General features: G+C 66.0%; 20 protein-coding genes. 16 read left to right on the top strand and 4 right to left on the bottom strand.

The window, feature by feature from the left end; translation table 11 throughout:
• Positions 1-2 precede the first annotated feature (2 nt).
• From JOF57_RS24465 to JOF57_RS24415, 11 genes are read left to right on the top strand one after another with little or no spacing between them, the layout of a single operon-like run.
• Positions 3-1,232 (top strand): MCE family protein, encoded by a 1,230-nt coding sequence (locus JOF57_RS24465; protein WP_209921213.1) that lies wholly within the window; start codon positions 3-5, stop codon positions 1,230-1,232.
• The gene (locus JOF57_RS24460; RefSeq protein ID WP_019349089.1) at positions 1,229-2,260 is read left to right on the top strand and encodes a virulence factor Mce family protein; all 1,032 of its coding nucleotides are present in this window, start codon (positions 1,229-1,231) and stop codon (positions 2,258-2,260) included. The genes JOF57_RS24465 and JOF57_RS24460 overlap by 4 nt, the downstream gene beginning before the upstream one ends.
• Positions 2,257-3,834 carry an MCE family protein gene (locus tag JOF57_RS24455; RefSeq protein WP_043371412.1) on the top strand — a complete coding sequence of 526 codons (1,578 nt, stop codon included), beginning with the start codon at positions 2,257-2,259 and terminating at the stop codon, positions 3,832-3,834. Before JOF57_RS24460 ends, JOF57_RS24455 begins: the two co-directional genes overlap by 4 nt.
• Before the next feature lie 9 nt (positions 3,835-3,843).
• Positions 3,844-5,469, top strand: coding sequence for a virulence factor Mce family protein (locus JOF57_RS24450; protein ID WP_209921210.1), 1,626 nt, complete (start codon positions 3,844-3,846; stop codon positions 5,467-5,469).
• 20 nt (positions 5,470-5,489) lie between these two features.
• Positions 5,490-6,641: a virulence factor Mce family protein gene (locus JOF57_RS24445; RefSeq protein ID WP_209923694.1), complete on the top strand. Its 1,152-nt coding sequence runs from the start codon at positions 5,490-5,492 to the stop codon at positions 6,639-6,641.
• Between the two features lie 3 nt (positions 6,642-6,644).
• Positions 6,645-8,198 carry an MCE family protein gene (locus JOF57_RS24440; RefSeq protein WP_209921207.1) on the top strand — a complete coding sequence of 518 codons (1,554 nt, stop codon included), beginning with the start codon at positions 6,645-6,647 and terminating at the stop codon, positions 8,196-8,198.
• On the top strand, positions 8,168-8,824 hold the full coding sequence (locus JOF57_RS24435) for an Rv1363c family protein (RefSeq protein WP_209921204.1): 657 nt from the start codon (positions 8,168-8,170) through the stop codon (positions 8,822-8,824). The genes JOF57_RS24440 and JOF57_RS24435 overlap by 31 nt, the downstream gene beginning before the upstream one ends.
• The gene (locus tag JOF57_RS24430; RefSeq protein WP_209921201.1) at positions 8,821-9,795 is read left to right on the top strand and encodes an RDD family protein; all 975 of its coding nucleotides are present in this window, start codon (positions 8,821-8,823) and stop codon (positions 9,793-9,795) included. Before JOF57_RS24435 ends, JOF57_RS24430 begins: the two co-directional genes overlap by 4 nt.
• The gene (locus JOF57_RS24425; protein ID WP_209921198.1) at positions 9,792-10,343 is read left to right on the top strand and encodes an Rv1363c family protein; all 552 of its coding nucleotides are present in this window, start codon (positions 9,792-9,794) and stop codon (positions 10,341-10,343) included. Before JOF57_RS24430 ends, JOF57_RS24425 begins: the two co-directional genes overlap by 4 nt.
• A complete protein-coding gene (locus JOF57_RS24420) occupies positions 10,310-11,245 on the top strand; it encodes a nuclear transport factor 2 family protein (protein WP_209921195.1) in 936 nt (311 codons plus the stop codon). The genes JOF57_RS24425 and JOF57_RS24420 overlap by 34 nt, the downstream gene beginning before the upstream one ends.
• A 16-nt stretch (positions 11,246-11,261) precedes the next feature.
• Entirely contained in the window at positions 11,262-11,960 is a 699-nt protein-coding gene (locus JOF57_RS24415) for a YoaK family protein (protein WP_209921193.1), read from the top strand.
• Here the strand turns inward: JOF57_RS24415 and JOF57_RS24410 are convergent.
• Complete coding sequence (locus JOF57_RS24410; RefSeq protein WP_209921189.1) at positions 11,911-12,666, bottom strand: hypothetical protein; 756 nt, start codon at positions 12,664-12,666, stop codon at positions 11,911-11,913. The two genes, JOF57_RS24415 and JOF57_RS24410, sit on opposite strands and share 50 nt — an antisense overlap.
• 342 nt (positions 12,667-13,008) lie before the next feature.
• Between JOF57_RS24410 and JOF57_RS24405 the strand changes: the two genes are divergently transcribed.
• Genes JOF57_RS24405 through JOF57_RS24395 form a run of 3 tightly spaced genes read left to right on the top strand, consistent with a single transcriptional unit; the run spans position 13,009 to position 17,391 of the window.
• The gene (locus tag JOF57_RS24405; protein ID WP_209921187.1) at positions 13,009-15,165 is read left to right on the top strand and encodes an AAA family ATPase; all 2,157 of its coding nucleotides are present in this window, start codon (positions 13,009-13,011) and stop codon (positions 15,163-15,165) included.
• Between the two features lie 13 nt (positions 15,166-15,178).
• Positions 15,179-15,826 (top strand): TetR/AcrR family transcriptional regulator, encoded by a 648-nt coding sequence (locus tag JOF57_RS24400; protein ID WP_209921184.1) that lies wholly within the window; start codon positions 15,179-15,181, stop codon positions 15,824-15,826.
• Positions 15,827-15,843: 17 nt separating this feature from the next.
• The gene (locus JOF57_RS24395) at positions 15,844-17,391 is read left to right on the top strand and encodes a carotenoid oxygenase family protein (RefSeq protein ID WP_209921181.1); all 1,548 of its coding nucleotides are present in this window, start codon (positions 15,844-15,846) and stop codon (positions 17,389-17,391) included.
• A gap of 6 nt (positions 17,392-17,397) precedes the next feature.
• Here the strand turns inward: JOF57_RS24395 and JOF57_RS24390 are convergent, their stop codons facing one another.
• The gene (locus JOF57_RS24390) at positions 17,398-19,566 is read right to left on the bottom strand and encodes an acyltransferase family protein (RefSeq protein ID WP_407666649.1); all 2,169 of its coding nucleotides are present in this window, start codon (positions 19,564-19,566) and stop codon (positions 17,398-17,400) included.
• A 60-nt stretch (positions 19,567-19,626) separates the two neighbouring features.
• On the opposite strand from JOF57_RS24390, the gene JOF57_RS24385 reads away from it, so the two are divergent.
• Together JOF57_RS24385 and JOF57_RS24380 are read left to right on the top strand one after the other, a co-directional pair.
• Positions 19,627-20,022 carry a guanyl-specific ribonuclease gene (locus JOF57_RS24385; RefSeq protein WP_209921176.1) on the top strand — a complete coding sequence of 132 codons (396 nt, stop codon included), beginning with the start codon at positions 19,627-19,629 and terminating at the stop codon, positions 20,020-20,022.
• Positions 20,019-20,297, top strand: coding sequence for a barstar family protein (locus JOF57_RS24380; protein WP_209921174.1), 279 nt, complete (start codon positions 20,019-20,021; stop codon positions 20,295-20,297). The genes JOF57_RS24385 and JOF57_RS24380 overlap by 4 nt, the downstream gene beginning before the upstream one ends.
• Before the next feature lie 3 nt (positions 20,298-20,300).
• On the opposite strand, the gene JOF57_RS24375 is transcribed toward JOF57_RS24380, so the two are convergent.
• Complete coding sequence (locus tag JOF57_RS24375) at positions 20,301-21,404, bottom strand: phosphodiester glycosidase family protein (protein WP_407666648.1); 1,104 nt, start codon at positions 21,402-21,404, stop codon at positions 20,301-20,303.
• A gap of 39 nt (positions 21,405-21,443) precedes the next feature.
• The gene (locus tag JOF57_RS24370; RefSeq protein ID WP_209921171.1) at positions 21,444-22,175 is read right to left on the bottom strand and encodes a TMEM165/GDT1 family protein; all 732 of its coding nucleotides are present in this window, start codon (positions 22,173-22,175) and stop codon (positions 21,444-21,446) included.
• Positions 22,176-22,418: the final 243 nt, after the last annotated feature.

Raw genomic sequence — 22,418 nt, 5'->3', positions numbered from 1 at the left:
GCATGGCCGAGTCGACAGCGCCGCACGCGCCCCTGAACAAGCCGAAGATCCCGCCGTACAAGTTGGCGGGCTTGGTCCTCGCCCTCGTCACCACCCTGATTCTCGCGTTGACGTGGATGCAGTTCCGCGGAACGTTCGAGAAGAGGACACAGCTGACCGTGTTGTCGGGTCGGGCGGGTCTGTCGATGGATCCGGGCTCGAAGGTCACCTTCAACGGGGTGCCCATCGGCCGCCTGGCCTCCGTCGACGTCGTCACCGTCGACGACAATCCGGAAGCCAAGCTGACGCTGGACGTCAAGCCCCAGTATCTGAAGCTGATCCCGGAGAACGTGAGTGCCGAACTGCGGGCCACCACGGTGTTCGGCAACAAGTACATCTCGTTCCTGTCGCCGTCGAATCCGTCGAAGGAGCGGTTGTCGCCGTCCACGCCGATCCGGGCGCAGGGGGTGACGACAGAGTTCAACACGCTGTTCGAGACGATCACCGCGATCTCTGAGCAGATCGACCCGATCAAGCTGAATCAGACGCTGACTGCGACGGCGCAGGCGCTGGACGGGTTGGGGGACAAGTTCGGTCAGTCGATTGTCAACGGCAATGACATTCTGGCCGACCTGAATCCGCGGATGCCTCAGATCCGTCGGGATACGGCGGGTCTGGCCGATTTGGGTGAGGTGTATGCGAATGCCGCGCCGGATCTGTTCGACGGTCTGACCAATGCGGTGACGACGGCGCGCACGCTCAATGAGCAGCGCGGCAATCTGGATCAGGCGTTGGTCGCGGCGGTCGGTTTCGGTAACACCGGTGGTGACATCTTCGAGCGCGGCGGCCCGTATCTGGTTCGTGGTGCTCAGGATCTGCTGCCCACCTCGGCCCTGCTGGACAAGTACAGCCCGGCGCTGTTCTGCACGATCCGCAACTACCACGACGCCGGGCCGAAACTCGCCGGCGCGCTTGGTGGTAACGGCTACTCGCTGCAGACGCATTCGCTGGTGGTCGGCGTCGGCAACCCGTACGTCTATCCGGACAACCTGCCGCGGGTCAACGCCAAGGGCGGGCCCGAGGGCCGGCCCGGCTGCTGGCAGCCGGTCACGAAAGACCTGTGGCCAATGCCGTACCTGGTGATGGATACCGGTGCATCGATCGCCCCGTACAACCACCTCGAGCTGGGGCAGCCGCTCGTGGCCGAGTACGTGTGGGGCCGCCAAGTGGGGGAGAACACGATCAACCCATGAGCATCAAGGGCACGCTTATCAAGCTCGGCATCTTCTCACTGGTGCTGCTCACCTTTACTGCGATCATCTTCGTGGTCTTCGGTCAGATCCGGTTCAACCGGACCTCCGAGTACTCGGCGATCTTCAAGAACGTCAGCGGTCTGCGCACCGGGCAGTTCGTCCGTGCCTCCGGTGTCGAGGTCGGCAAGGTCTCGGGCGTCAAGCTGGTCAACGGTGGCCAGCAGGCCGAAGTCACGTTCAACGTCGAGAAGTCGCTGCCGTTGTTCGACCAGACCACGGCCGCGATCCGCTACCAGGACCTCATCGGTAACCGCTACCTGGAGCTCAAGCGCGGTGAGAGCAACACGAAGATCCCGCCGGGCAGCACCATTCCGCTGGAACGTACCGAGCCCGCGCTCGACCTCGACGCGCTCGTCGGCGGTTTCCGGCCGCTGTTCCAGTCGTTGAGCCCGGAGAAGGTCAACACCATCTCCAAGTCGATCATCACGATCTTCCAGGGCCAGGGCGGCACCATCAACGACATCCTGGACCAGACGGCGCAGCTCACCCAGAGCATCGCCGATCGGGATCAGGCCATCGGTGAGGTGATCAAGAACCTCAACATCGTGCTGGACACCACCGTCGCGCATCAGCAGCAGTTCGATGACACCCTCAAGAACTTCGAGACGCTGATCACCGGGTTGAAGAACCGGGCCGATCCGATCGGATCCTCGGTGGCCAACATCAGCAACGCGGCCGGCTCGCTGGCGGACCTGCTGTCCGACAACCGTCCGCTGCTCAAGGACACCGTCGGCTACCTCGAGGTGATCCAGCAGCCGCTGATCGACCAGAAGCAGCAGCTGAACGACATCCTGGTGCAGTTCCCGCAAGCGTTGAAGATCATCGGCCGCGCCGGTGGCATCTACGGTGACTTCTTCAACTTCTACGCCTGCGACCTCTCGTTGAAGCTCAACGGGTTGCAGCCAGGTGGCCCTGTCCGAACCGTCAAACTCAGTTCACAGCCGTCGGGTAGGTGCACGCCGAGATGAGGACACTGCAAGGTTCCGACCGCTTCCGCAAAGGCCTCATGGGCGTTGTGGTGGTGGCGCTGGTGATCGGCGTCGGTTCGACGCTGACGAGCGTGCCGATGCTGTTCGCCGTCCCCACGTACTACGGCCAGTTCTCCGATACCGGAGGCCTGAACCTGGGCGACAAGGTGCGCATCGCGGGTATGGATGTCGGCACCGTCAAGAGCATGGACATCAACGGCGACAAGGTCGAGATCGGCTACACCCTGGGTGGGAAGACGATCGGTACCGAGAGCCGTGCGGCGATCCGTACCGACACGATCCTGGGTCGTAAGAACATCGAGATCCAGCCGCGCGGCAGCCAGACGCTGCCCCCGCGCGGGATGCTGCCGCTGGGGCAGACGACGACGCCGTATCAGATCTACGACGCGTTCCTCGATGTCACGCGCAATGCGTCGGGCTGGGATACGGCGTCCGTCAAGGAATCGCTGAACGTGTTGTCGGAGACGGTCGATCAGACCTCGCCGCACCTGAGCGCCGCGCTGGACGGGGTGGCCAAGTTCTCCGAGACCATCGGTAAGCGCGACGAGGACGTCAAGAAGCTGCTGGCGAATGCCAACAAGATCGCCACGGTGCTCGGTGACCGCAGCACGCAGGTCAACCAGCTGTTGGTGAACGCACAGACCCTGCTGGCCGCGGTCAACGAACGTGGCCAGGCCGTCAGCATGCTGCTGGAGCGGGTGTCGACGGTGTCGCGTGAGGTCGAGGGTCTGATCAACGACAACCCGAACCTCAACCACGTGCTGGAGCAGTTGCGTACCGTCAGCGACCTGCTGGTCGAGCGTAAGCAGGATCTGGCCGACACCCTCACTATTGCAGGCAAGTTCATCACCTCACTGGCGGAGGCACTGGCCTCGGGCCCGTACTTCAAGGTGATGCTCGTCAACCTGATCCCGCCGCAGATCCTGCAGCCGTTCGTCGATTCCGCGTTCAAGAAGCGCGGCATCGATCCCGAGGAGTTCTGGCGTAACGCCGGCCTGCCCGCGTTCCGCTTCCCGGATCCGAATGGCAAGCGCTTCGAGAACGGCGCCCCGCCGCCGGCCCCGACGCCGCTGGAAGGCACCCCGGAGCATCCGGGACCCGCCGTGCCGCCCGGATCGCCGTGCTCCTACACGCCGACCGCGGCCGGGATCCCGAGCCCGGGTAACCCGCTGCCGTGTGCGGGCGCCACCGTGGGACCGTTCGGGGACAACCCGTTCGGACCCAATTACGGCCCGCCGGACGTGGCGACCTCGGCGCCGAATCCTGACGGCGTCGCGCATTCGCCGGGTGTGCCCAGCGCGGCCATCCCCGGAGACATGCCGCCGGATCAGCCGGGTGCACCGGTCGAGCTGGCGCCCGGTCCGCCGGGAGCCCGCACCGTTCCGATCGCCCCGATCCCCGTGGCGCCCGGACCCATCCCGGGTTACGCGCCGCACCCGGCGCCGGTGAACGCTCCTCCGGCACCGCCGGGACCGGGGCCGGACGCCGGACCGGCGGGCACACCGCCGCTACCGGGTAATCCGCCGTTCCTTCCGCCCGGGTCGCAGGGATAGGCCGCAGCTATGTCAACAGTATTTAACGTTCGAAACATCAAGTTGCCCAAGGCTTCCCGGGCAGCTGTCATCGTCGGTGCGTTGGCGGTGGCAGCAGCCCTGGTGCTGGGTTACTTCGGCCTGAACCTGTACAAGAAGATGACCAACACCACGGTCACCGCGTACTTCCCCGAGGTGCTCGCGCTGTACCCCGGTGACAAGGTCCTCATCATGGGCGTCAAGGTCGGTGCGATCGACAGCATCGAGACCGACGGCGACAAGATGAAGGTCGTCTTCCACGTCAACAACAAGTACAAGGTGGCCGAGAACGTCACGGCGTCTGTGCTGAACCCGAGCCTGGTGGCCTCGCGCGTCATCCAGTTGTCCCCGCCCTACACGGGTGGGCCGCGGTTGCAGAACAACGCGGTGATCCCGATCGAGAACACCCAGATCCCGGTCGAGTACGACGAGTTGCGCAACCAGATCACCCGCCTGCTCGACGAACTCGGCCCGACCGCGGCGCAGCCCAAGGGCCCGTTCGGCGACGTCATCGACTCCTTCGCCGATGGCTTCCAGGGCAAGGGTGACCAGCTCAACCGCACCCTCAACGGGTTGTCGGAGGCGCTGACCACGCTCAACCAGGGCCGCGGCGACTTCTTCCAGGTGGTCAAGAGCCTGGCGTTGTTCGTCAATGCCCTGCACAAGAGCGATCAGCAGTTCGTGGCGCTGAACAACGATCTGGCTCAGTTCACCAACTCGTTCACGAACACCGACCAGGAGTTGGCGACGGCCCTGCAGGACCTCAACAAGGTGCTCAAGACCACCCGTGACTTCCTGGACAAGAACGGTGGCGTGCTGACGCACGACATCAACAACTTGTCGGAGGCGACGACGGCGATCCTGCAGCCGGAACCGCGCAATGGTCTGGAGACGGGTCTGCACACCTACCCGAACCTGGCGGCCAACGTGCTCAACATCGTCTCGCCCAACCAGGGTGGCATCGTGACTCTGCCGGTTCTGCCGGGTCTGACCAACTTCTCCAACCCGCTGCAGTTCATCTGCAGTTCGATTCAGGCGGGCAGCCGGTTGGGGTACCAGGATTCGGCCGAGCTGTGTGCGCAGTACCTGGCGCCGATCCTGGACGCGATCAAGTTCAACTTCCTGCCGTTCGGCCAGAACCTGGCCAACACCGCGATGACGCTGCCCAAGCAGATCTCCTACTCGGAACCGCGTCTGCAGCCGCCCGGCGGATACAAGGACACCACCGTTCCAGGTATCTGGTCGCGCGACACCTTGTTCTCGCACGGCAACCATGAGCCCGGTTGGACCGTGGCGCCGGGCATGCAGGGTGTGCAGGTACAGCCGGCCACTCAGCAGATGCTGACCCCGGAGTCGTTGTCCGAGTTGATGGGTGGCCCGGATATCGTGGCCCCGCCGGCCCCGCCGGCCTTCGGCGCTCCTCCGGGAGGCAACCTGCCCGGACCGCCGAACTCCTACGACGAGAGCAATCCGTTGCCGCCGCCGTGGTACCCGCAGCCCGGCCCGCCGCCGGTGCCTGCGCCGGGTGTGATCCCGGGTGATCCGATGTCGGCTCCCGCGCCGGCCGCCGCTCCCGCCGGACCGGCGTTGCCTGCCGAGGCCGGAGGACAGCCGTGATGAGCGAACAGAGAGGCCGGATGAAGGCACGCAGCTGGGGTCGCGTCGGCCGCCGAGTCGCGGTGTTGTCGGCGTCCGCGCTGATCCTCACCTCGTGTGGGCAGTGGCGCGGTATCGCCAACGTCCCGCTGCCGGGTGGGCCGGGCACCGAGTCCGGTCACACCACGCTGTACGTGCAGATGCCGGAGACGTTGGCGCTCAACGCCAACAGCCGGGTACGGGTGCGCGATGTGTTCGTCGGCCGGGTCCGCAATATCGAGCTGATCAACTGGACTCCGACGTTGACCATCGACCTGGAGCCGGGCATCGTGCTGCCGAAGAACACGCTGGCCAAGATCGGCCAGACCAGCTTGCTGGGTTCGCAGCACGTCGAGCTCAACCCGCCGGACAAGCCGTCCGAGGAGAAGTTGCGCAGCGGCGACACCATCCCGCTGGCACAGTCGTCGGCGTACCCGACGATCGAGCGGACGCTCGCCGGTATCTCCGGCATCCTGACCGGCGGTGGCATCCCGAACCTCGAGACCATCCAGACCGAGGTGTTCAACATCCTCAACGGTCGCGCCGATCAGATCCGCGACTTCCTGGGCCGGCTCGACACGTTCACCGACGAACTCAACCAGCAGCGCAACGACATCACCCGGGCGATCGATTCGACCAACCGGCTGTTGAACATCGTTGCGGCCCGCAACGACACGTTGGATCGGGTGCTGACCGAGTTCCCGCCGCTGATCGAGCACTTCGCCGAGACGCGCGAATTGTTCGCCGACGCGGTGACCTCGCTGGGCCGGTTGTCGAAGGCCGCTGACGACACGTTGTCGAACAGCAACGCCAACGTGCACACGAACCTGCAGAACCTGCAGCGGCCGCTCAAGCAGCTGGCGCGCTCGGCTCCGTATCTGGTTGAGGCGCTCAAGCTGATCCTCACGGTGCCGTTCAACATCGAGAACATCCCGAAGGCGGTGCGCGGCGACTACATCAACGTCTCGCTGACGATCGACCTGACGTTGAGCTCGGTGGACAACGCGTTCCTGTCCGGTACCGGTGTCTCGGGCATGCTCCGTGCGCTGGAGCAGGCATGGGGCCGCGATCCGGCGACGATGATCCCGGATGTCCGGTTCACGCCGAACCCGCATGACGCACCTGGTGGCCCGCTTGTGGAAAGGGGGGAGTGAGACATGTTGCTGACCCGCTTCATCAAGATGCAGCTCGTTCTGTTCACGGCGCTGACCGTGATCGCCCTGGTTGTGCTGGCGCTGTTCTACCTGCGGTTGCCGACGTGGGCCGGTATCGGGATGTACCAGCTGAACGCCAACCTCCCGAATTCGGGCGGTTTGTACGCCACGGCCAACGTCACCTACCGCGGAACCACGGTCGGCAAGGTCACCTCGGTGGAACCCACCGAGCAGGGCGCCCACGTCAAGATGGACATCTACAACCAGTTCCGGGTGCCGATCGACGCCAGTGCCAACGTGCACTCGGTGTCGGCGGTCGGTGAGCAGTTCATCGACCTGGTCTCCGAGGGCGGCGCCAAGGAGTACTTCCGCAGCGGCGACACGATCCAGGTCGGCACCGTGCCCGCCGAGGTGGGCCCGTCGCTGGACGCCGCACAGCGGGGCCTGGCGGCGCTGCCGAAGGAGAAGATCGCGACGCTGCTCGACGAGACGGCCACGGCGGTCGGTGGGCTCGGGCCGTCACTGCAGCATCTGGTCGATTCCACCCAGGCGATCGCCAGTGACTTCAAGGACAACATCGGGTCGATCAACGACATCGTCGAGAACTCCGGGCCGATCATCGACAGCCAGGTGAACTCGGGCGATGCGATTTCGCGGTGGGCCAAGAACCTGAACTCGTTGGCCGCGCAGAGCGCTCAGAATGACGGTGCATTGCGCAGTGGGATTCAGCAGGCGGCGCCGACGGCAGATCAGCTGAACTCGGTGTTCGGCGATGTGCAGGAGTCGTTGCCGCAGACGCTGGCGAACCTGGAAATCGTCATCGACATGCTCAAGCGGTACAACAAGAACGTCGAGCAGGTGCTGGTGGCGCTGCCCCAGGGCGGCGCGGTGGCACAGACCGCGACGATCTTCGCGCCCAAGGGCCTGCTGCACTTCGGCCTCGGCATCAACATGCCGCCGCCGTGCCTGACCGGCTTCCTCCCGGCCTCACAGTGGCGCTCGCCCGCGGACACGTCCACGGCACCGCTGCCCGAGGGCCTGTACTGCAAGATCCCCAAGGATGCGCCCAACGCGGTGCGCGGTGCGCGTAACTACCCGTGTGCCGATGTGCCCGGTAAGCGGGCCGCCTCGCCGGCGGAGTGCCACAGCGATGAGCCCTACCAGCCGCTGGGCACCAACCCGTGGTATGGCGATCCGAATCAGATCCGCAACTGCCCGGCCCCGGGCGCGCGCTGCGATCAGCCGGTTGATCCGGGCCGGGTCATTCCCGCGCCTTCGGTGAATAATGGGTTGAACCCGTTGCCGGCAAGTCAGCTTCCACCACCGGAATCATCGGCGGTGCGCAGCGATCCGCTGACCGCCCCGCGTGGTGGGAATGTGAGTTGTAGTGGACAGCAGCCGAACCCCTGCATCTACACTCCGGCAGCAGGTTCGACCGCTACCTATAGCCCATCCAGTGGCGAGGTGGTCGGTCCCGGCGGTGTGAAGTACTCCGTCACCAACTCGAACAAACCAGGAGATGACGGATGGAAGGAGATGCTGGCACCAGCCAGCTGAACCTCGCCGACCAGCAGGACCCTCACACCACGGAACCGCAAGCCGAGGCGGTCACCGAGATCGTTGATCCGACCTCAGCCACGGACGCTGAGGAGGCCGCTCAGGAGTCCGGGCCGCGTCCTTCGCGGCTCGGGCGGGGCTGGATGGCTGTGATTCTTGCCGGCCTGTTGGTCCTCGCGGCGGCCGTCGGTGTCGGCGGCTACCTGGCATTGCGCGCGCATCAGGTCAGCGAACGCATCGCCGGCGATGAGGCCGAGGCCTTGGCCGCGGCGAAGGCCTGCGTGACCGCCACCCAGGCGCCCGATACCCAGGCGATGATCGAAGCCCAGACCAAGATCATCGAATGCGCCACCGGTGATTTCGGTGCGCAGGCGGGTCTCTACAGCGGCATGCTGCTCGATGCGTATCAGGCCGCCAATGTGCAGGTGAAGGTTTCGGACCTGCGTGCTGCGGTGGAGAAGCACAACGACGACGGGTCGATGGACCTGCTGGTCGCGGTGCGGGTGCTGGTCACCAACAGCGAGAAGTCCGATGAAGAGCAGGGTTATCGGTTGCGGGTGAAGATGGCCCGCGCCGAGGACGGCAACTACAAGGTCGCGCGGCTCGACCAGGTCACGTCGTCGTGACCGCTGTGCTGGACAACGCCGGTCCGGTGGCCACCGAGGGCACCGGGGCCGACCGGGCGCGGTTGGCGTCGTGGCCGGCTCGGGCCGGGGCGTTCGCCATCGACGTGCTGGCGCCTGCCGGGTTGATCGTGGCGCTGGGGCTGCTGGCGTGGTCTGTCCCGCCGTACGGGTGGTCCTGGTGGGTGTGCACGGTGGCCGCCAGCGTGGTGGGCATCGCGATGCTGATCAACCGGATCGCATTGCCGGCATTCACCGGTTGGTCGCTGGGCCGGTCGGTGTTCGGTATCCGGGTGGTGTCATCGGCCGGCGACGCCGGTCTGCTGCGGTTGCTGCTGCGTGACCTCGCGCATCTGCTGGACACCGCGGCAGTGTTCGTGGGCTGGCTGTGGCCGCTGTGGGATTCGCGCCACCGGACGTTCGCCGATCTGCTGGCCCGCACCGAGGTGCGCCGCGTCGACCAACCTGAGCCTGATGCCCGACGCCGTGCCGGTGCGGTGCTGTTGACACTGGCGGTGCTGGCCGGAGCCGCGGCCGGACTCGGCTACGTCGCGGTGTACCGGGAGGATCGAGCGTTGGATCAGTCCCGGGAGCAGATCATCAAGGACGGCCCGCGAATCGTCGAGCAGTTGCTGAGCTACAGCGTCGACTCGATGGACGAGGATTTCGCCAGGGCACAGTCACTGGCTTCGGACAACTACCGTCCGCAGGTCGTCGCGCAGCAGGACGCGGCCAAGAAGCGCACCCCGACCAACAATGATCTCTTTGCGGTGAGCAGTGCGCTGCTTCCGGGAGCGACCAAGAACAAGGCCGCCATGCTGTTCGCGATGCAAGGGCAACGGGGCATCGACCCGAAGGATCTGAAGTTCATCACCGCGACCGTGCGGGTCGACTTCGTCAAGGTCGATGGTCAGTGGCAGGCCGACAACCTGACCGTGCTGAAGCAGCCGTTGTTGAGTGGGGCGGGACAATGAGCCCAAGACGCAAGATCTCCGCCGATGAACGGGACTACTTCGCGGTCGAACCCAAGGAGCCGATCTCCTGGGGGCTGCCGATCGTGGGGATGCTGTCGGCGTTGTTGATCGCTGCGGCGATCGCGGGCTGCACGTTCATGCTGGTGCGGCACGAGTCCGATGAGCGGACCAACGCCAGGGACGCCGACGCGCTTGCGTACGTGACTGAGTTCATGAAGGGGTACATGACGCGGGATCCGTTCCACGCCAATGACTTTGCGGACGATGTCTTGCGTCAGGCGACCGGTGACTTCGCCAAGATGTTCAAAGAGAAGCAGGACGAGATCACTGTTCGCGTGGCGCAGGCCGAGCCGTCGGAGGGCTCTGTGCAGGAGGCGGGCATTCAACGCTGGAACGACAACGGCAGTGCCGACGTTCTGGTGGCTACCAAGACAAGCATCCGCGCACCCGACGGCAAGTCCACGATCGAAACCGGAGATCGGTGGATCGCAACCACGATTCGGGAAGGACAGCAGTGGAAGATCAGCCAGCTGATTCAGGTTTTCTGACCGCCGGCGAGCCCGACAAGCCGCGCCGCAGACTGCGTTTCGGGCGGCGGCGCCGTGCCGAGGACGTGGTGGCGGAATCGGTCGAGACTCCGGTCGACCCGGAGTCGGCCTCGGTGTCCGACGATGCCGATGCCACGCCGGAGCGTCGGACCCCGACGGGCAAGTCGGGCCGTAAGGCCGGGACCGAACCTGAAGGTGACGTAGTTCCTGAGTCGGACGTAGAACCTGAGTCGGACGTAGAACCTGAGGTGGCCGCAGAGCCCGACGTGGCCGTCGAGCCTGATGTTGAACCGGAAGCCGATGCCGATGTCGACGCTGAGGCTGATGCCGACCTGGAAGTGACGGACACCGAACCGGCCGGGGACGAGATCCTGGTTCCGCACCGCGAGGCCGGCCGGCGCCTGACCTACGTCGCCGCGGGTGCAGCGGTGGTGTTCGTGGCGGCCGGGGCTTTCGGCGGTGCGATGCTGCAGCCGTATCTGGCCGATCGGGCCCTGGTGGCAACCAAACTCAAAGTGGCGAAGACGTCGGCGGACGCCATCACCACGTTGTGGACCTACAACCCGGACAACATCGACACCCTGCCCGACCGGGCCGCAAAGTATCTGTCGAGCGACTTCGCCAACGAGTACCGGCAGCTGATCGATTCGATCGTGCCGACAAACAAGCAGGCCAAGGTCACCAACAACACCGAGGTGATGGGCACCGCGGTGGAGACCATCGGCGGCGATGAGGCCACCGCGATCGTTTACACGAATACGGTGTCGACGAGTCCGGTCACCAAGAACATTCCTTCGCTGCGGTATTCGTCCTACCGGCTGACATTGCAGCGCACCGATGGAGATTGGCGCATCACCCAGATGCCCGCCTTGACCCAATTGGACCTGTCTCCGCAGCTGTAGCGGCGAGGATGTAGGCATGGCAATCGCCTCGCCGGTGACGCAGCGGTCGACTGTTGTGGCCCTGCTGTTGCTGACGTGTGCGACGGGAATCGTCGACGCGGTCAGTGTGCTGGTGCTGGGACATGTGTTCGTCGCCAACATGACCGGGAACGTGATCTTCCTGGGCTTCTGGTTCGTCCCGCACTCAGGCGTGGATGTGGCGGGGGCCCTGGTCGCGTTCGTCGGGTTCGTGCTGGGCACCGTGTTGGGTGGGCGGATGCGGCGCCATCTGGACAGTCGCGTCCGGAACTGGTTGGCCACCGCATTGGGGGTGGAAGTCTTTCTGCTGACCGTGCTTTCGGTGCTGTGCGGCATCGGAGTGCTGGCTTATGACGACAACCGGAAACTCATCCTCATCGTTCTCGCGATGACATTCGGTATCCAGAATGCGACGGCACGTCAGTTCGGCATCCAGGAACTGAGCACCACGGTGCTGACGCAGACGATCGTCGGCATCGGCTTCGACAGCCGGTTGGCCGGCGGTACCGGGGACCGCGAGAAGCTGCGTTACGGCGTAGTGCTGACGATGTGCGCCGGTGCGGTGCTCGGAGGGACGGTGTCGCAGTTCACCGTTGCGCCGGTGATCGGAGCGGCGGCCGTGGTGGTGGCGATCAGCGCGCTGATCTTCAAGTTCGGGCCGGCTGCGGAGCCGGTTCCTGCGGAGAGTGCTCGTTGATCCACGCCGCGCCCTCGTTGGCGGCGTGCTGCAGGGCGGTGAACTCACCGAAGTAGTCGGCCACCGCGCCGACGCCGGGCAGCATGCCCAGATAGCGGTAAAGCTTTTGCGGGTGTGGCCTTTTCGCGAACTCATCGCCTACGGCACGTACCGTGCCGGCGAACTCCCAGACTTTCTCGGGCAGCGATTGCGTTGTGGCTTCGGCAGCCTGCGCGTCGAGGTCAGGGTCGGGGAGTTGACGGTCGCACAACACCGCACCCAGCAATTGCACCTGGTCGTCATGGTCGGTGACGCCGTCCTCACGGGCCACCGCGCACAACACGATGGCCTGGTTGGTGAAGCCCAGGAAGTCCTGGATCGGAAGCCGGTCCGCGAGGACGCCCAATGCGCCGGGGAATGCGACGAGGATCGTGGTCACCGCCCCGACGCGATGCACCCACCACTTCACGTGGCCGTCCTGATCCATCTCGGCCCAGGCCTTGGTACCCGGCACTTCGGCGAAGTTGAGCAACGCGGCCGCGATGTCGAGGGACTTACCGACAGCCCCGTCGGCGGGCTCCTCGTGATGGGTACGTCGCCTCAGGCCGAGCGGGTCGAATCGGGTGACGATATCGAGTGCCGGGTTGATCACGGCCACCGCATTTCCGAGGGCGCCCGAAACGGCGGCGTCCGAAAGGCGAGTGAACGGTAACAGGCTGATCCCCATTCCAGCTATCTTGCCGGATGGTCGTCTGCTTTCCACTGGCGCGCAGGTGCTTTGGCCGAACTCCGCGAAGCGCCGTTGCGTCCCGCCTGGTTTTCGCGGGGATGTCGTCCTCGGCAGGTAGCAATGCTCGTGCGGGAGAAATCGATCGAGCCGGCCAGGTAACTGTCAATCTCGTCAATATCTGTAAACACTGACCAGCGCCGCCTGAGTCGAACATTAACAGTTTGCGGGCCGCGAGAAACATGAAAAGCAAAATTCTTTCCAGCAATCGAGAGAAGGAGGTCATGACGGTGTTACGTTGCCTGAGATCAACCTGAGAAGGCGGCCGAAAGGACTGGTCAGATGGCAGTCAAACACCGGAGGCAGTGGCGGCGCGTCAAGAGGGTTGCCACCCTCGGAGCGGCTACCGCAACGGTCACCGCGCTGACGGTGGGCATTGCTCCGCCGCCGGCCCAGGCCGCAGCGGTCCAGCGCGACCTCCGCCTGCAATCCGGGGTTCAGATCTTCCCGCCGCCCGACCAGATCCCAGACCTCACCGGCGGGTTCGGAACTCAGGTCTACAACCAGTTTCAGACCGTGGGCGCACAGCTTGAGACGGCGTTCGTCGACAACTTCAACCTGCTGGCGCTGCTGCAGGCGGCGGGCATCGATCCGACGGCCGCCATCAGGGGGCCGCTCGATGACGCACTGGGCGGGGCCCTCGGAGGTGCACTGGGCGGGTTGCCCATCGGCGATCTGGCCGACGCTCTCGGCATCGACCTCGACGATCCGTTGTCCTCGGCGGGGATCAACCTGATCACGACCGGTGGGCTCTTCACACTCATCCGTCTGCTCGGTGTCGACCTCGGGTGGGTGCCGTCGTTCCCGAACTCGGCGGCCGACGAGATCAACAACGCCGAGTATCTCGATATCGGGCTCGGTTCTCTCTTCACGGCGCTCGGTCTTCCCACGTCCGGCCCTGGCCTCATCCCGATCAAGGCCGCATTCAAGCTGCTCACCGGTATGGACCTGCCATCGATGAGCACCAATGTCGCGGACGTGCGGATTCCCGTCGTGGCGGGCTGGGGCCTCGGCGCGTTCGCGGCGGGCGCGGCCTACCAACAGGTGGTCGACGACCTACCGAATCAACCCGGTGGCGCCAACTACACCGGCACCAACCCTCTGCTCGGCAGTTTCACCATCCTGCCGATGATCCTCATCGACAACCCGGGTCGGGCCAACGGCGGCATCCTGGCGCGGGCCTACCCGCTGTTCGGGTTGCTCGGGATCGACACGGTGACACCCGATACCCAGGTGCAGAGCAGTGGGACCAGCGTCGTCGGCGACGTGCCCGTGATCGGTGATGTGCCGTTGCTCGGGCTCACCCTCGGCGGGGCCAACCTGATCCCGATCAAGATCGATGCGACGGCAGAGTATCTGCCCCAGTCAGACTTCGCGGCTTGGCCCAACCCGTTCACCATGACGAATAACGCTGCGGCAGGGCTTTTCCCGACTTATATCCTGCGGAACCAGTCGCTCGACACGCTCAGTGCGGTGCTGATCGACCAGATCACGACGCAGCTGGGCGCGGGCGTCACCGACTATTTGGACGATCCCGGGGACAACCCCCAGCTGGGCCCCAAGCTCAACATCTACGTCACGATCCCGGCGCGGAGCCTGCCCCTCCTGGAGCCGACGTATCTGGCGTACGACGTCGTCAACCTGCTGACCGGGGCGAACCTCAACAACCCGATCGGCGCGGCGCTGAGCCCGGCGCTCACCAGCCTGGTCAACCTCGGCTACGCCGACGTGGAGTACAACCCGACGACGGGCGTGTACGAGCGGACGCTCGACGAAGCCGATGTCCCAACCGCTTTCGGTACCCTCCCTGCCGACGTCGATTGGGGAAAGGTGCCCGCGCATCTGGTCGACAACCTCGTCACCGGCATCCAGAAGGCGATCGACGATGGCCTGGTGAGCCAGACCCCGGTCTCCAATCCGATCAAGACCCTGTTGGGCCTGCTGGGCGTCGGTGGCTCATCGAACCTGTCCGGGCTGGAGATTCCCGACCTCGCCGAACTTGGGAATGGCGGTGGGACACAGAGCATTGCGAAGACAAGCTCTGAGCCGGAAGGTATCGCACAGGCCGACATCGGCACGGAAGAGTTGGTTGTCAACAAGTCGAAGGTCAACGTCCGAGACGACACCAAGAAGCTGACCGCCGCAGCCGACGATGCTCGCGAAGAGGTCGAGAAGTCGGTCAAGGCGGCCGGTGAACGCACGAGGGTGTCGGCCGAGAAGGCGCGTAACCGGACGGCCAAGGCGTTCAAGGATGCCCAGGAGCGGGTGAACAGCGTTGCCGAGGATGGGCGCAAGCAGATCAAGGCCGCAGCCGAAGGTGTCGAGAAGGGCGTGCAGAAGGCGGCCAACGACGTGAAGGACAACGTCAAGAAGGCCGGCGATTCGGTGAAGCCCGCCAAGAAGGCCAAGGAGAAGGCCAAGAAGAAGGACGCCGCCTAACTACGATCGGCATGTGACTTCGGCAAGGCGCGGGCGCGGTAGGCCCGCCGGACCTGGTGTCGACGTCGGGCAACGGCGCTCGGATCTGCTCGACGCGGCCGAGCGTGCGATCCGCGCCCACGGGCCCGATGTGGGGATCGCCGAGTTGGCCAAGGAGGCCGGCTTCGTGCGGTCGGCCGTCTATGCGGTCTTCCCGAATCGGGCGGCCATCCTGTCGGCTCTCGGAGAGCGTCAGGCCCACCGCCTGCTGATCGAGATCACCAGGCGTGCCGCCGGTTCCACTGACCTGCGCCAACGCATGGCGTTGTTCTTCGACGTCATCTGCGCCTGGATGCAGGACGATCCGAACCTGTACCGGGCGTTGAGCGTGCATGCCGCCGGTGGCCATGAAATGCCGGGAATCTTCGACGAACTCGCCACCGCGGTCGAGGCCATGTTGGCCGTCTCGATGGCGGCCGGTGGTGCAGATACCGCGGCGGCGGCGCCATGGGCCCGGGCCATCGTCGGCTCGGTCATGGTCAGCGCGCAATGGTGGCTCCGAGACTCCTCGATGCCACGGGCTGAGCTCGTCGAACACCTCACGAAGCTGTGCTGGGACGGGGGTTCGGCCCTGCCGTTCAGCCCGTTCGATGTCTCGGCTATTGACAGCGGCCAGCCATAAAAGACAACATGTCTTTTATGGCTGCTCCCGCCTCGCCTCAGATCGACGGTCCCTCGCGGTACTGGGAGGACGTCCCCGGCGAATATGACCTGAAACTGACCGAGATCACCGGCACGATCCCGCAAGGATTGGCCGGCACGCTCTACCGCAACGGATCGGGCCGCTGGAACATCGGTGCCTCGCAGGTGGACAGCCTGTTCGACGCCGACGGCATGGTGGTCGCCTTCGCGATCGACGGTAACGGGGTGCGGTTCAAGAACCGCTTCGTCCGCACCGAGCACTACCTGACCACCACCGCGGCGGGTCGGATGGTCAAACGCGGATTCGCCCACCAGCGTCCAGGGGGCATGCGGGCCAACGCACTTCGGCTGCCGGCCAACACCGCCAACACCAACGTGATGATCGGCCAGGACCAACTGCTCGCACTCTGGGAGGGTGGACGCCCGCACGGCATGGATCTCGACACCCTCAACACGATCGGGATGTGCAGCCTCGACGGGGTGCTGAAGGGCCCGATCGGCGCGTACTCCGCGCACTACACCTACGACGCGACGACGGACTCCCGGGTCAACTTCGGGTTCGAGCCCTACTTCCCCCGCTTCGATATGCGGCATGTCCGCAGCGCCCCGAACCGGGCCGAAAAGATCAGGCGGCTGCGGGAACTTGCGGGCGAGGCGATTCCGCGCATGCGGCTGCGCCTGTATGAGACCGACAACCGCGGCGTCACCCGGTACCTGCGGGCGGTGCCGCTACCGGGCGTGGGGCTCATCCACGACATGGCGCTGACCCCGCGCTACGCCGTCTTCATGCTCTCCCCGCTGCGGATCAATCCCTGGGCGGTGCTGGGGCGGGAATCCTATTGGGACGCCATGCAGTTCAAGGAGAACGAACCCTCCTACTTCGTCGTCGCCCCGCGCGACGGCGGACGGGTCCGGGTGATCGAGACCGATCCGTTCTACATGTGGCACTACGCCAACGCTTACGAGGACGGCACCGATGTGGTGGTCGAGTTGCCGCGGTTCGCCCCGGAGACCTTCGCCGGCATGCACGCCTGGGGGGCCGACAGCCGCAGCGACATGTCCCGGTTGTACGAAGACGTTGCCACCGAGGACGTACCGGATACGGTGCGGCTGACCCGGTTCCGCATCACCCCTGGTGACCGTGTCCTGGTTGAACCACTGGCACAGATGGGCTGCGAATTCCCGCAGATCGATCAGCGCCGATCAACTCAACCGCACTCGGTGACGTACGTGACCGCGCCCGGCGACGGGGAGGGCGGCGGGGAGGGCATCGGCCGCTTCAACCACACCGACGGCAGCGTGCAGACCTACTGCCCGCCGGGCCACAAACTCGTCGAGCCGATCTTCGTGCCCCGCCCGGGCAGCACCGACGAGGGTGACGGATGGGTGCTGACCGTGGGCTACGACGAAACTCAGCATCGCAGCCGGCTCATGGTGTTCGACGCTCCGCGGGTCGATGCGGGACCGGTCGCTGAGGCCTGGCTGCCGTTCCACCTGCCGATGAGCTACCACGGTGCGTTCACCGATCGGGTGGCCGCGTGGTGATCCGAGCTAGTTGGGTGCCAACGCGCTTTCGGTCAGGCGCGCAATCACCGGCGACAGCAGCTGCGCGTATTCGGCGGTGATGTGGTTGTCGTCGCGGAAGACCAACGTGTTGCCGACGATCACCGGGCAGCGCTGGTCGGTGCAGAAGAACTGGTCCAGTCGCGCGTACTGCCCGCCGCCGGCTTGCACCGCCGCCGTCTCGGCGGCAATACCCTTGGCGTTCACCGCAGTCGAACGGTCGGGCGCGCAGGCGGAGGCGTCGTCCATGTGCGCGGACAGGCAGGTCGGCACGGTGGTGTGCGGGTCGGGCACGGGGCCCAGGACCAGGACCCGCGCGCCGGTTCCGCGCAGCTGAGCCACCAGTCGCGTCAGCCCGTCCAGCCAGGTCGGATCGTAGCTGACGAACCCGAAATCGGCGCCGTAGCGGCGCACCATGTCCAGCACGATCAGCGCCGGGCGTTCCTTGGCGATCCGGGTCAGCACGTCAGCCCGCCACTGCTGGCATTCGGTGAACTCGCGTTCGAGGTAGGGGCTGCGGATCGGAAGCTTCATCGGTGGGCAGGTGACTTTCGCGAAGGTCTCCAGCCGCCAACCCTGTTGCTGTGCTGCGGTTTCCAGGGCAGGTTGCCACATCCCGGCGTGCGAATCGCCGATCAGTGCGACTTTCGTGGCCGACGTGATGTCGCCGGACGCGCAGTCGGGCACCACGACGTCTTGCCAGGACAGGACACAACCGTTGACGAACGCCTCGGGTTTGGTGATATTGCCCAGTGGCGGTGACAAATTCGACGGCACCGCGGCCAGCTCGGCCGAGGCGGCGACGGCGGCCTGGACCTGCTGCTCGGGCGTCAGCGTCGGCGCAGAAGAACGAGGGAATACCGCCCCGCTGACCGGGAGGGCGACCGGAACGGCCTCCGGCCCGGATCCCGTCGGAACCGGGCGCACCGCCAGCAACGCCAGGCCCGCGCAGACTGCGACCCCCGTCGCCGTCGCGCCGACGGCCAGGCTGCGCCACGACGAGCCCCGCAACGCCGCGGCGAACCGGGCCGGGTTCTCGACCAGGTGCAAGGTCAGGACCGCCAGGCCGAGCGCCATCACCACCATGGCCAGTCGGCCGGCCAGACCCCCGTCATGGCCGAACAGCGCAGGCGCCAACAGCAATACCGGCCAGTGCCACAGGTACCACGAGTAGGACACCCGACCGAGGCCGCGTATTGCCGGCTTCGACAGGAGCCGTCCCACACCCAGATCGGGTATGGCGCAACCCGCCCCGATCACCAGGGCGGTACCCATCACCGGCAGCAGGGCCGCGGTGCCCGGGTAGGGGGTGGCCGTGCCGAGCTGGGTACAGGTGGCCAGGATCAACAGCAGGCCACCCCAGCCGACCAACGCCGCGCAGACCGGCGGCAGGCTGCGCCAGTGCGCCGCGGTCAACGCGATCAGCCCGCCGGCGGCCAACTCCCAGGCGCGGGTCGGCAGGGAGAAGAACGCCCACGGCGGCATGGTCTGGGTCCACGCCAGCGACAGGGCGAGCGACACGCCCGCCACCACGGCCAGCACGCACGTGTACGGGACGGCGGAGCGGGTGCCCCGGCCGCTGCGGGTCAGCAGCCAGGCTGTGCCCAGGATCAGCGCCGGCCACAGCAGATAGAACTGTTCCTCCACGCCGAGTGACCAGTAGTGCTGCAGCGGAGACGCAGCCGTCTCGGCCGCCAGGTAGTCCGTCCCCTCGGCCGCGAACCGGTAATTGCCGGCGTACAGGGCACTGGCAATCGCGTCGGCCAGCACCGAGCGGGCCCGCAGCGGCGGGAGGAGGAGGGTGGCTGCCAGCGATGTCGCGACCAGGACCAGGGCAGCGGCCGGTAGCAATCGTCGGGCCCGGCCGGCGTAGAACTGCGCCATCCGGACCGTCCCGGTACTCGAGGCCTCACGCCACAGCAGCCCGGTGATCAGAAATCCCGACACGACGAAGAACACGTCGACGCCGATGAACCCGCCGCCGAAACCGGGCACCCCGGCGTGAAACAGCACCACGGCCAGCACCGCGACCGCCCGCAGCCCTTCGATGTCGGGGCGAAATTGTTTGTTCGACAAGGGGTTTCGCCCGCTCGCGGCGCTGCCGCGGCGGCTTTTGGGCTCCGCAAGGGTTGTAACTCTGTTCACTCGAGTAACGATGGTCGCACGGCTGGCGCCGTTGACCCCGGATTTGGCGGGCCTGTTGCTAGCCTCATCGCGATGGGACGATCACGCATTGCGGCGCTGGCAGTGCTGTGCGGTCTGCTTTCGGGCTGCTGCGCCCCGGCCCCGGTATCCCCCGGGACGTCGCCGGCAGCGGACGGCACCTGCGATCTGAGCGGCCTCCCGCCGGAGGCCGACACGACCGTTGAGCTCATCCAATCCGGTGGGCCTTTTCCCTACCCGCGCAACGACGGCGTCACTTTCGGGAACTACGAAGGCCGGCTGCCCAAACACCAGCGCGGTTACTACCACGAGTACACGGTCCCCACGCCGGGCACCAAACATCGCGGCAAGCGGCGCATCGTCACCGGGGGAACGCCGCAGACCGATCCGCCCGAGTACTACTACACCGGTGACCATTACGAATCGTTCTGCCTGATCGGAGGCACGTGAAGACGTATCGGATCGACGGGACCCGGGTGGGTTCCAAGGCGGACTTCTTCACCGAGATCGGCCGCGCGGTCAACGGCGACGGCGGCTACTTCGGCTCGAACCTGGACGCGCTGGCCGACTGCCTCCGAGGCGGTTTCGGTACCCCCGAGGATCGCCGCTTCCGGTTCGTCATGACCGACTACCGCAACATCAAAGAGGCACTCGGTGAAGACACGTGGAGCACCGTGTTGTCGATCTTCACCACCGAGGGCGTCGACCTGTGGCTGGAGAACTGACAGTCAGTTGAAGGCGAGCCAGCTGGGCAGGGCCCGTTCGCGCGAATCGCACAGGACCTGACGGGTATCGCAGTTCCCCCGCGGCGATCCGGCGCCGCTCCACATGCCGCCGGTGTCGCGGCGCAGCACGATCGCCGAGGAGCCGCCACCGTCGAGCAGGATCGCGTTGTCGGCGCCCAGGCCGCGGAACAGGTCCTGGATGTTGTCCGGGGTGTAGCTGCCGCCCTGGAAGACGTAGAGCTGATCGGTGGCCCGGTTGTAGCCGACCGCGGTGCGTGCGGCGCTGGGGCCGTTGTCGTTGAGCTGGCCGGTGTCGCCGGGCGCGAGCAGCCCGATACCCGCGACCGCCACAAACCGGGTGTTCTGATCGAGCAGGCGCTGGATCACCGGGGTGGCCGAGTCGTAGTCGTCCTTGCCCTTGGGCATCACCACGTACGGGGCACCGCCCATCGGCAGGATCATGGTGGCCAGCGCCGACCAGTGTTCGTTCCCACCGGACAGGCCCTGCTTGCCGGCGTAGGCCAGGGTGCCGGTGACCGCCGCGTTGGCCCGGCCCTGCCCGCGGGTGTTGTCGACGTAGGCGCCCAGTGGAGACGAGCACTTGGTGTCACGCCAGGAGCCGCCCTTCTGCCCGCGTACGTCGAAGAAGTTGGCGTTGACCGCGATGGTCGGCTGGCCCAGAACCTGCCAGGCGGCAAGCGGTGCATAGGTTTCCGATGCCTGCCAGAGTCCTTCGCCGGTGCGCGCACCGGGGGTGCGCTCACAGCGGGACTGATAGCCCTGATGGCTGTCGACCAGCAGGCGCGGGTTGAGCCGTCCGGAGGCGTTCTTCATCGCCATCAGGTGGCCGCCGTTGTTCAGGGTGTAGGCGCGGCCGTCGGCGGACAGGAACGGCGCGGCGAACTGGCCGCCGAAGTTGTAGACGAGGTACGCGCCCTTGGTGTTGGCGATCGCCCCGAGCAGTAGTGCCCGGGAGTCCTCGGCGCGTGCGACGGGGGAGCCGGTGGTGGCCAGCGCCGCGCAGACGGCAACGGCGGCCGCAGTAGCGACCGCACGCTGGAAGAGTTTTGCCAGGCCTGGCACGAAGTACACAATAGCCACACAGATAACTCTGTCAACATGCGTAACAGCCTGGTCACGGTTGGATCAAGGGACGATCGCACCGGGGTGATCAGTGTTAGCTGGATCGGCGGCATCGGGCTTCCGAAGCGCGGCCGGCCGCAAATGTGCCGGCAGTGCGCGCAGGGCCGCCGCGCACAGTGCCGTCGCCGCAATCGCCCCCGCGGTGGTCGCCCATACGGGGGCCGACGGCAATGCGCCTTCCAGCAGCATCGCCAGACCGAAGATGACGAACAGCGCCGCCGCGCCCAGCTGGATCATCCGCTCGGGCAGGTGCTTACCGGCGATCGCGCCGACCGCGATGGCCAGAGCGTCGGCGGCCACCATGCCGATGGTGGAACCGATCCACACGCCCACCCAGTCGTTGTCGGCAGCCAGCGTGATCGTCGCGAGCATGGTCTTGTCGCCGAGTTCGGCAAGGATGAAGGCCGAGGTGACCGTGAAGAACGCCGGAGCGGTCGAACGCTGGGCTTTGGTCGCCTCGTCGTCGGACAGCTTGTCGCCGCGCAGGGTCCACAACCCGAAGAACACGAATGCCACGCCGGCCAGGATGCCGAGCAGGTGTGTCGGCAGTGCCGCGCCGAGGTAGTGGCCGACCCCCACCGAGATCAGGTGAACTGCGGTGGTAGCCGCGGTGATACCGATGAGCACCACCCACCAGCGGTAGCGCAGCGCAAAGGTCATGGCCATCAGCTGGGACTTGTCGCCGAGTTCGGCGACGAAGATGACGGCGAAGCTCAAGAGCAGAGCAGCGAGCACTCAACAACTCCTCGGTCGTTGGCTGCCGTTCGGGGCTGAAATAGATGCCTCCGGCCGGCAGACCAATGGTCTACGGCCGAAGGTCTCGCCCACCGGCCAGTGACCGGTTCGGATAACCGGGCCGATAGTGCATCGCTGCGCGGCCAGTATGTCGAATATCCGATTGGGGGCTACTCCCCTTCGCTGTTGTCCACCATACGCACGCCGGAGGGGCGGCGCAAACCGTCCCGCCCGAAAGTGCTT

Source organism: Mycolicibacterium lutetiense (assembly GCF_017876775.1).
GTDB lineage: Bacteria > Actinomycetota > Actinomycetes > Mycobacteriales > Mycobacteriaceae > Mycobacterium > Mycobacterium lutetiense.
This window is presented reverse-complemented; position numbering and strand designations above follow the sequence as displayed.

Excerpts from the sequence above, each read along its gene's own strand:
- JOF57_RS24415 (WP_209921193.1), top strand. The coding sequence starts at position 11,262 with ATGGCAATCGCCTCGCCGGTGACGCAGCGGTCGACTGTTGTGGCCCTG.
- JOF57_RS24460 (WP_019349089.1), top strand. The coding sequence starts at position 1,229 with ATGAGCATCAAGGGCACGCTTATCAAGCTCGGCATCTTCTCACTGGTG.
- JOF57_RS24465 (WP_209921213.1), top strand. The coding sequence starts at position 3 with ATGGCCGAGTCGACAGCGCCGCACGCGCCCCTGAACAAGCCGAAGATC.
- JOF57_RS24455 (WP_043371412.1), top strand. The coding sequence starts at position 2,257 with ATGAGGACACTGCAAGGTTCCGACCGCTTCCGCAAAGGCCTCATGGGC.
- JOF57_RS24445 (WP_209923694.1), top strand. The coding sequence starts at position 5,490 with ATGAAGGCACGCAGCTGGGGTCGCGTCGGCCGCCGAGTCGCGGTGTTG.
- JOF57_RS24425 (WP_209921198.1), top strand. The coding sequence starts at position 9,792 with ATGAGCCCAAGACGCAAGATCTCCGCCGATGAACGGGACTACTTCGCG.
- JOF57_RS24435 (WP_209921204.1), top strand. The coding sequence starts at position 8,168 with ATGGAAGGAGATGCTGGCACCAGCCAGCTGAACCTCGCCGACCAGCAG.
- JOF57_RS24410 (WP_209921189.1), bottom strand. The coding sequence starts at position 12,666 with ATGGGGATCAGCCTGTTACCGTTCACTCGCCTTTCGGACGCCGCCGTT.
- JOF57_RS24395 (WP_209921181.1), top strand. The coding sequence starts at position 15,844 with ATGGCTGCTCCCGCCTCGCCTCAGATCGACGGTCCCTCGCGGTACTGG.
- JOF57_RS24450 (WP_209921210.1), top strand. The coding sequence starts at position 3,844 with ATGTCAACAGTATTTAACGTTCGAAACATCAAGTTGCCCAAGGCTTCC.
- JOF57_RS24385 (WP_209921176.1), top strand. The coding sequence starts at position 19,627 with ATGGGACGATCACGCATTGCGGCGCTGGCAGTGCTGTGCGGTCTGCTT.
- JOF57_RS24405 (WP_209921187.1), top strand. The coding sequence starts at position 13,009 with ATGGCAGTCAAACACCGGAGGCAGTGGCGGCGCGTCAAGAGGGTTGCC.
- JOF57_RS24440 (WP_209921207.1), top strand. The coding sequence starts at position 6,645 with ATGTTGCTGACCCGCTTCATCAAGATGCAGCTCGTTCTGTTCACGGCG.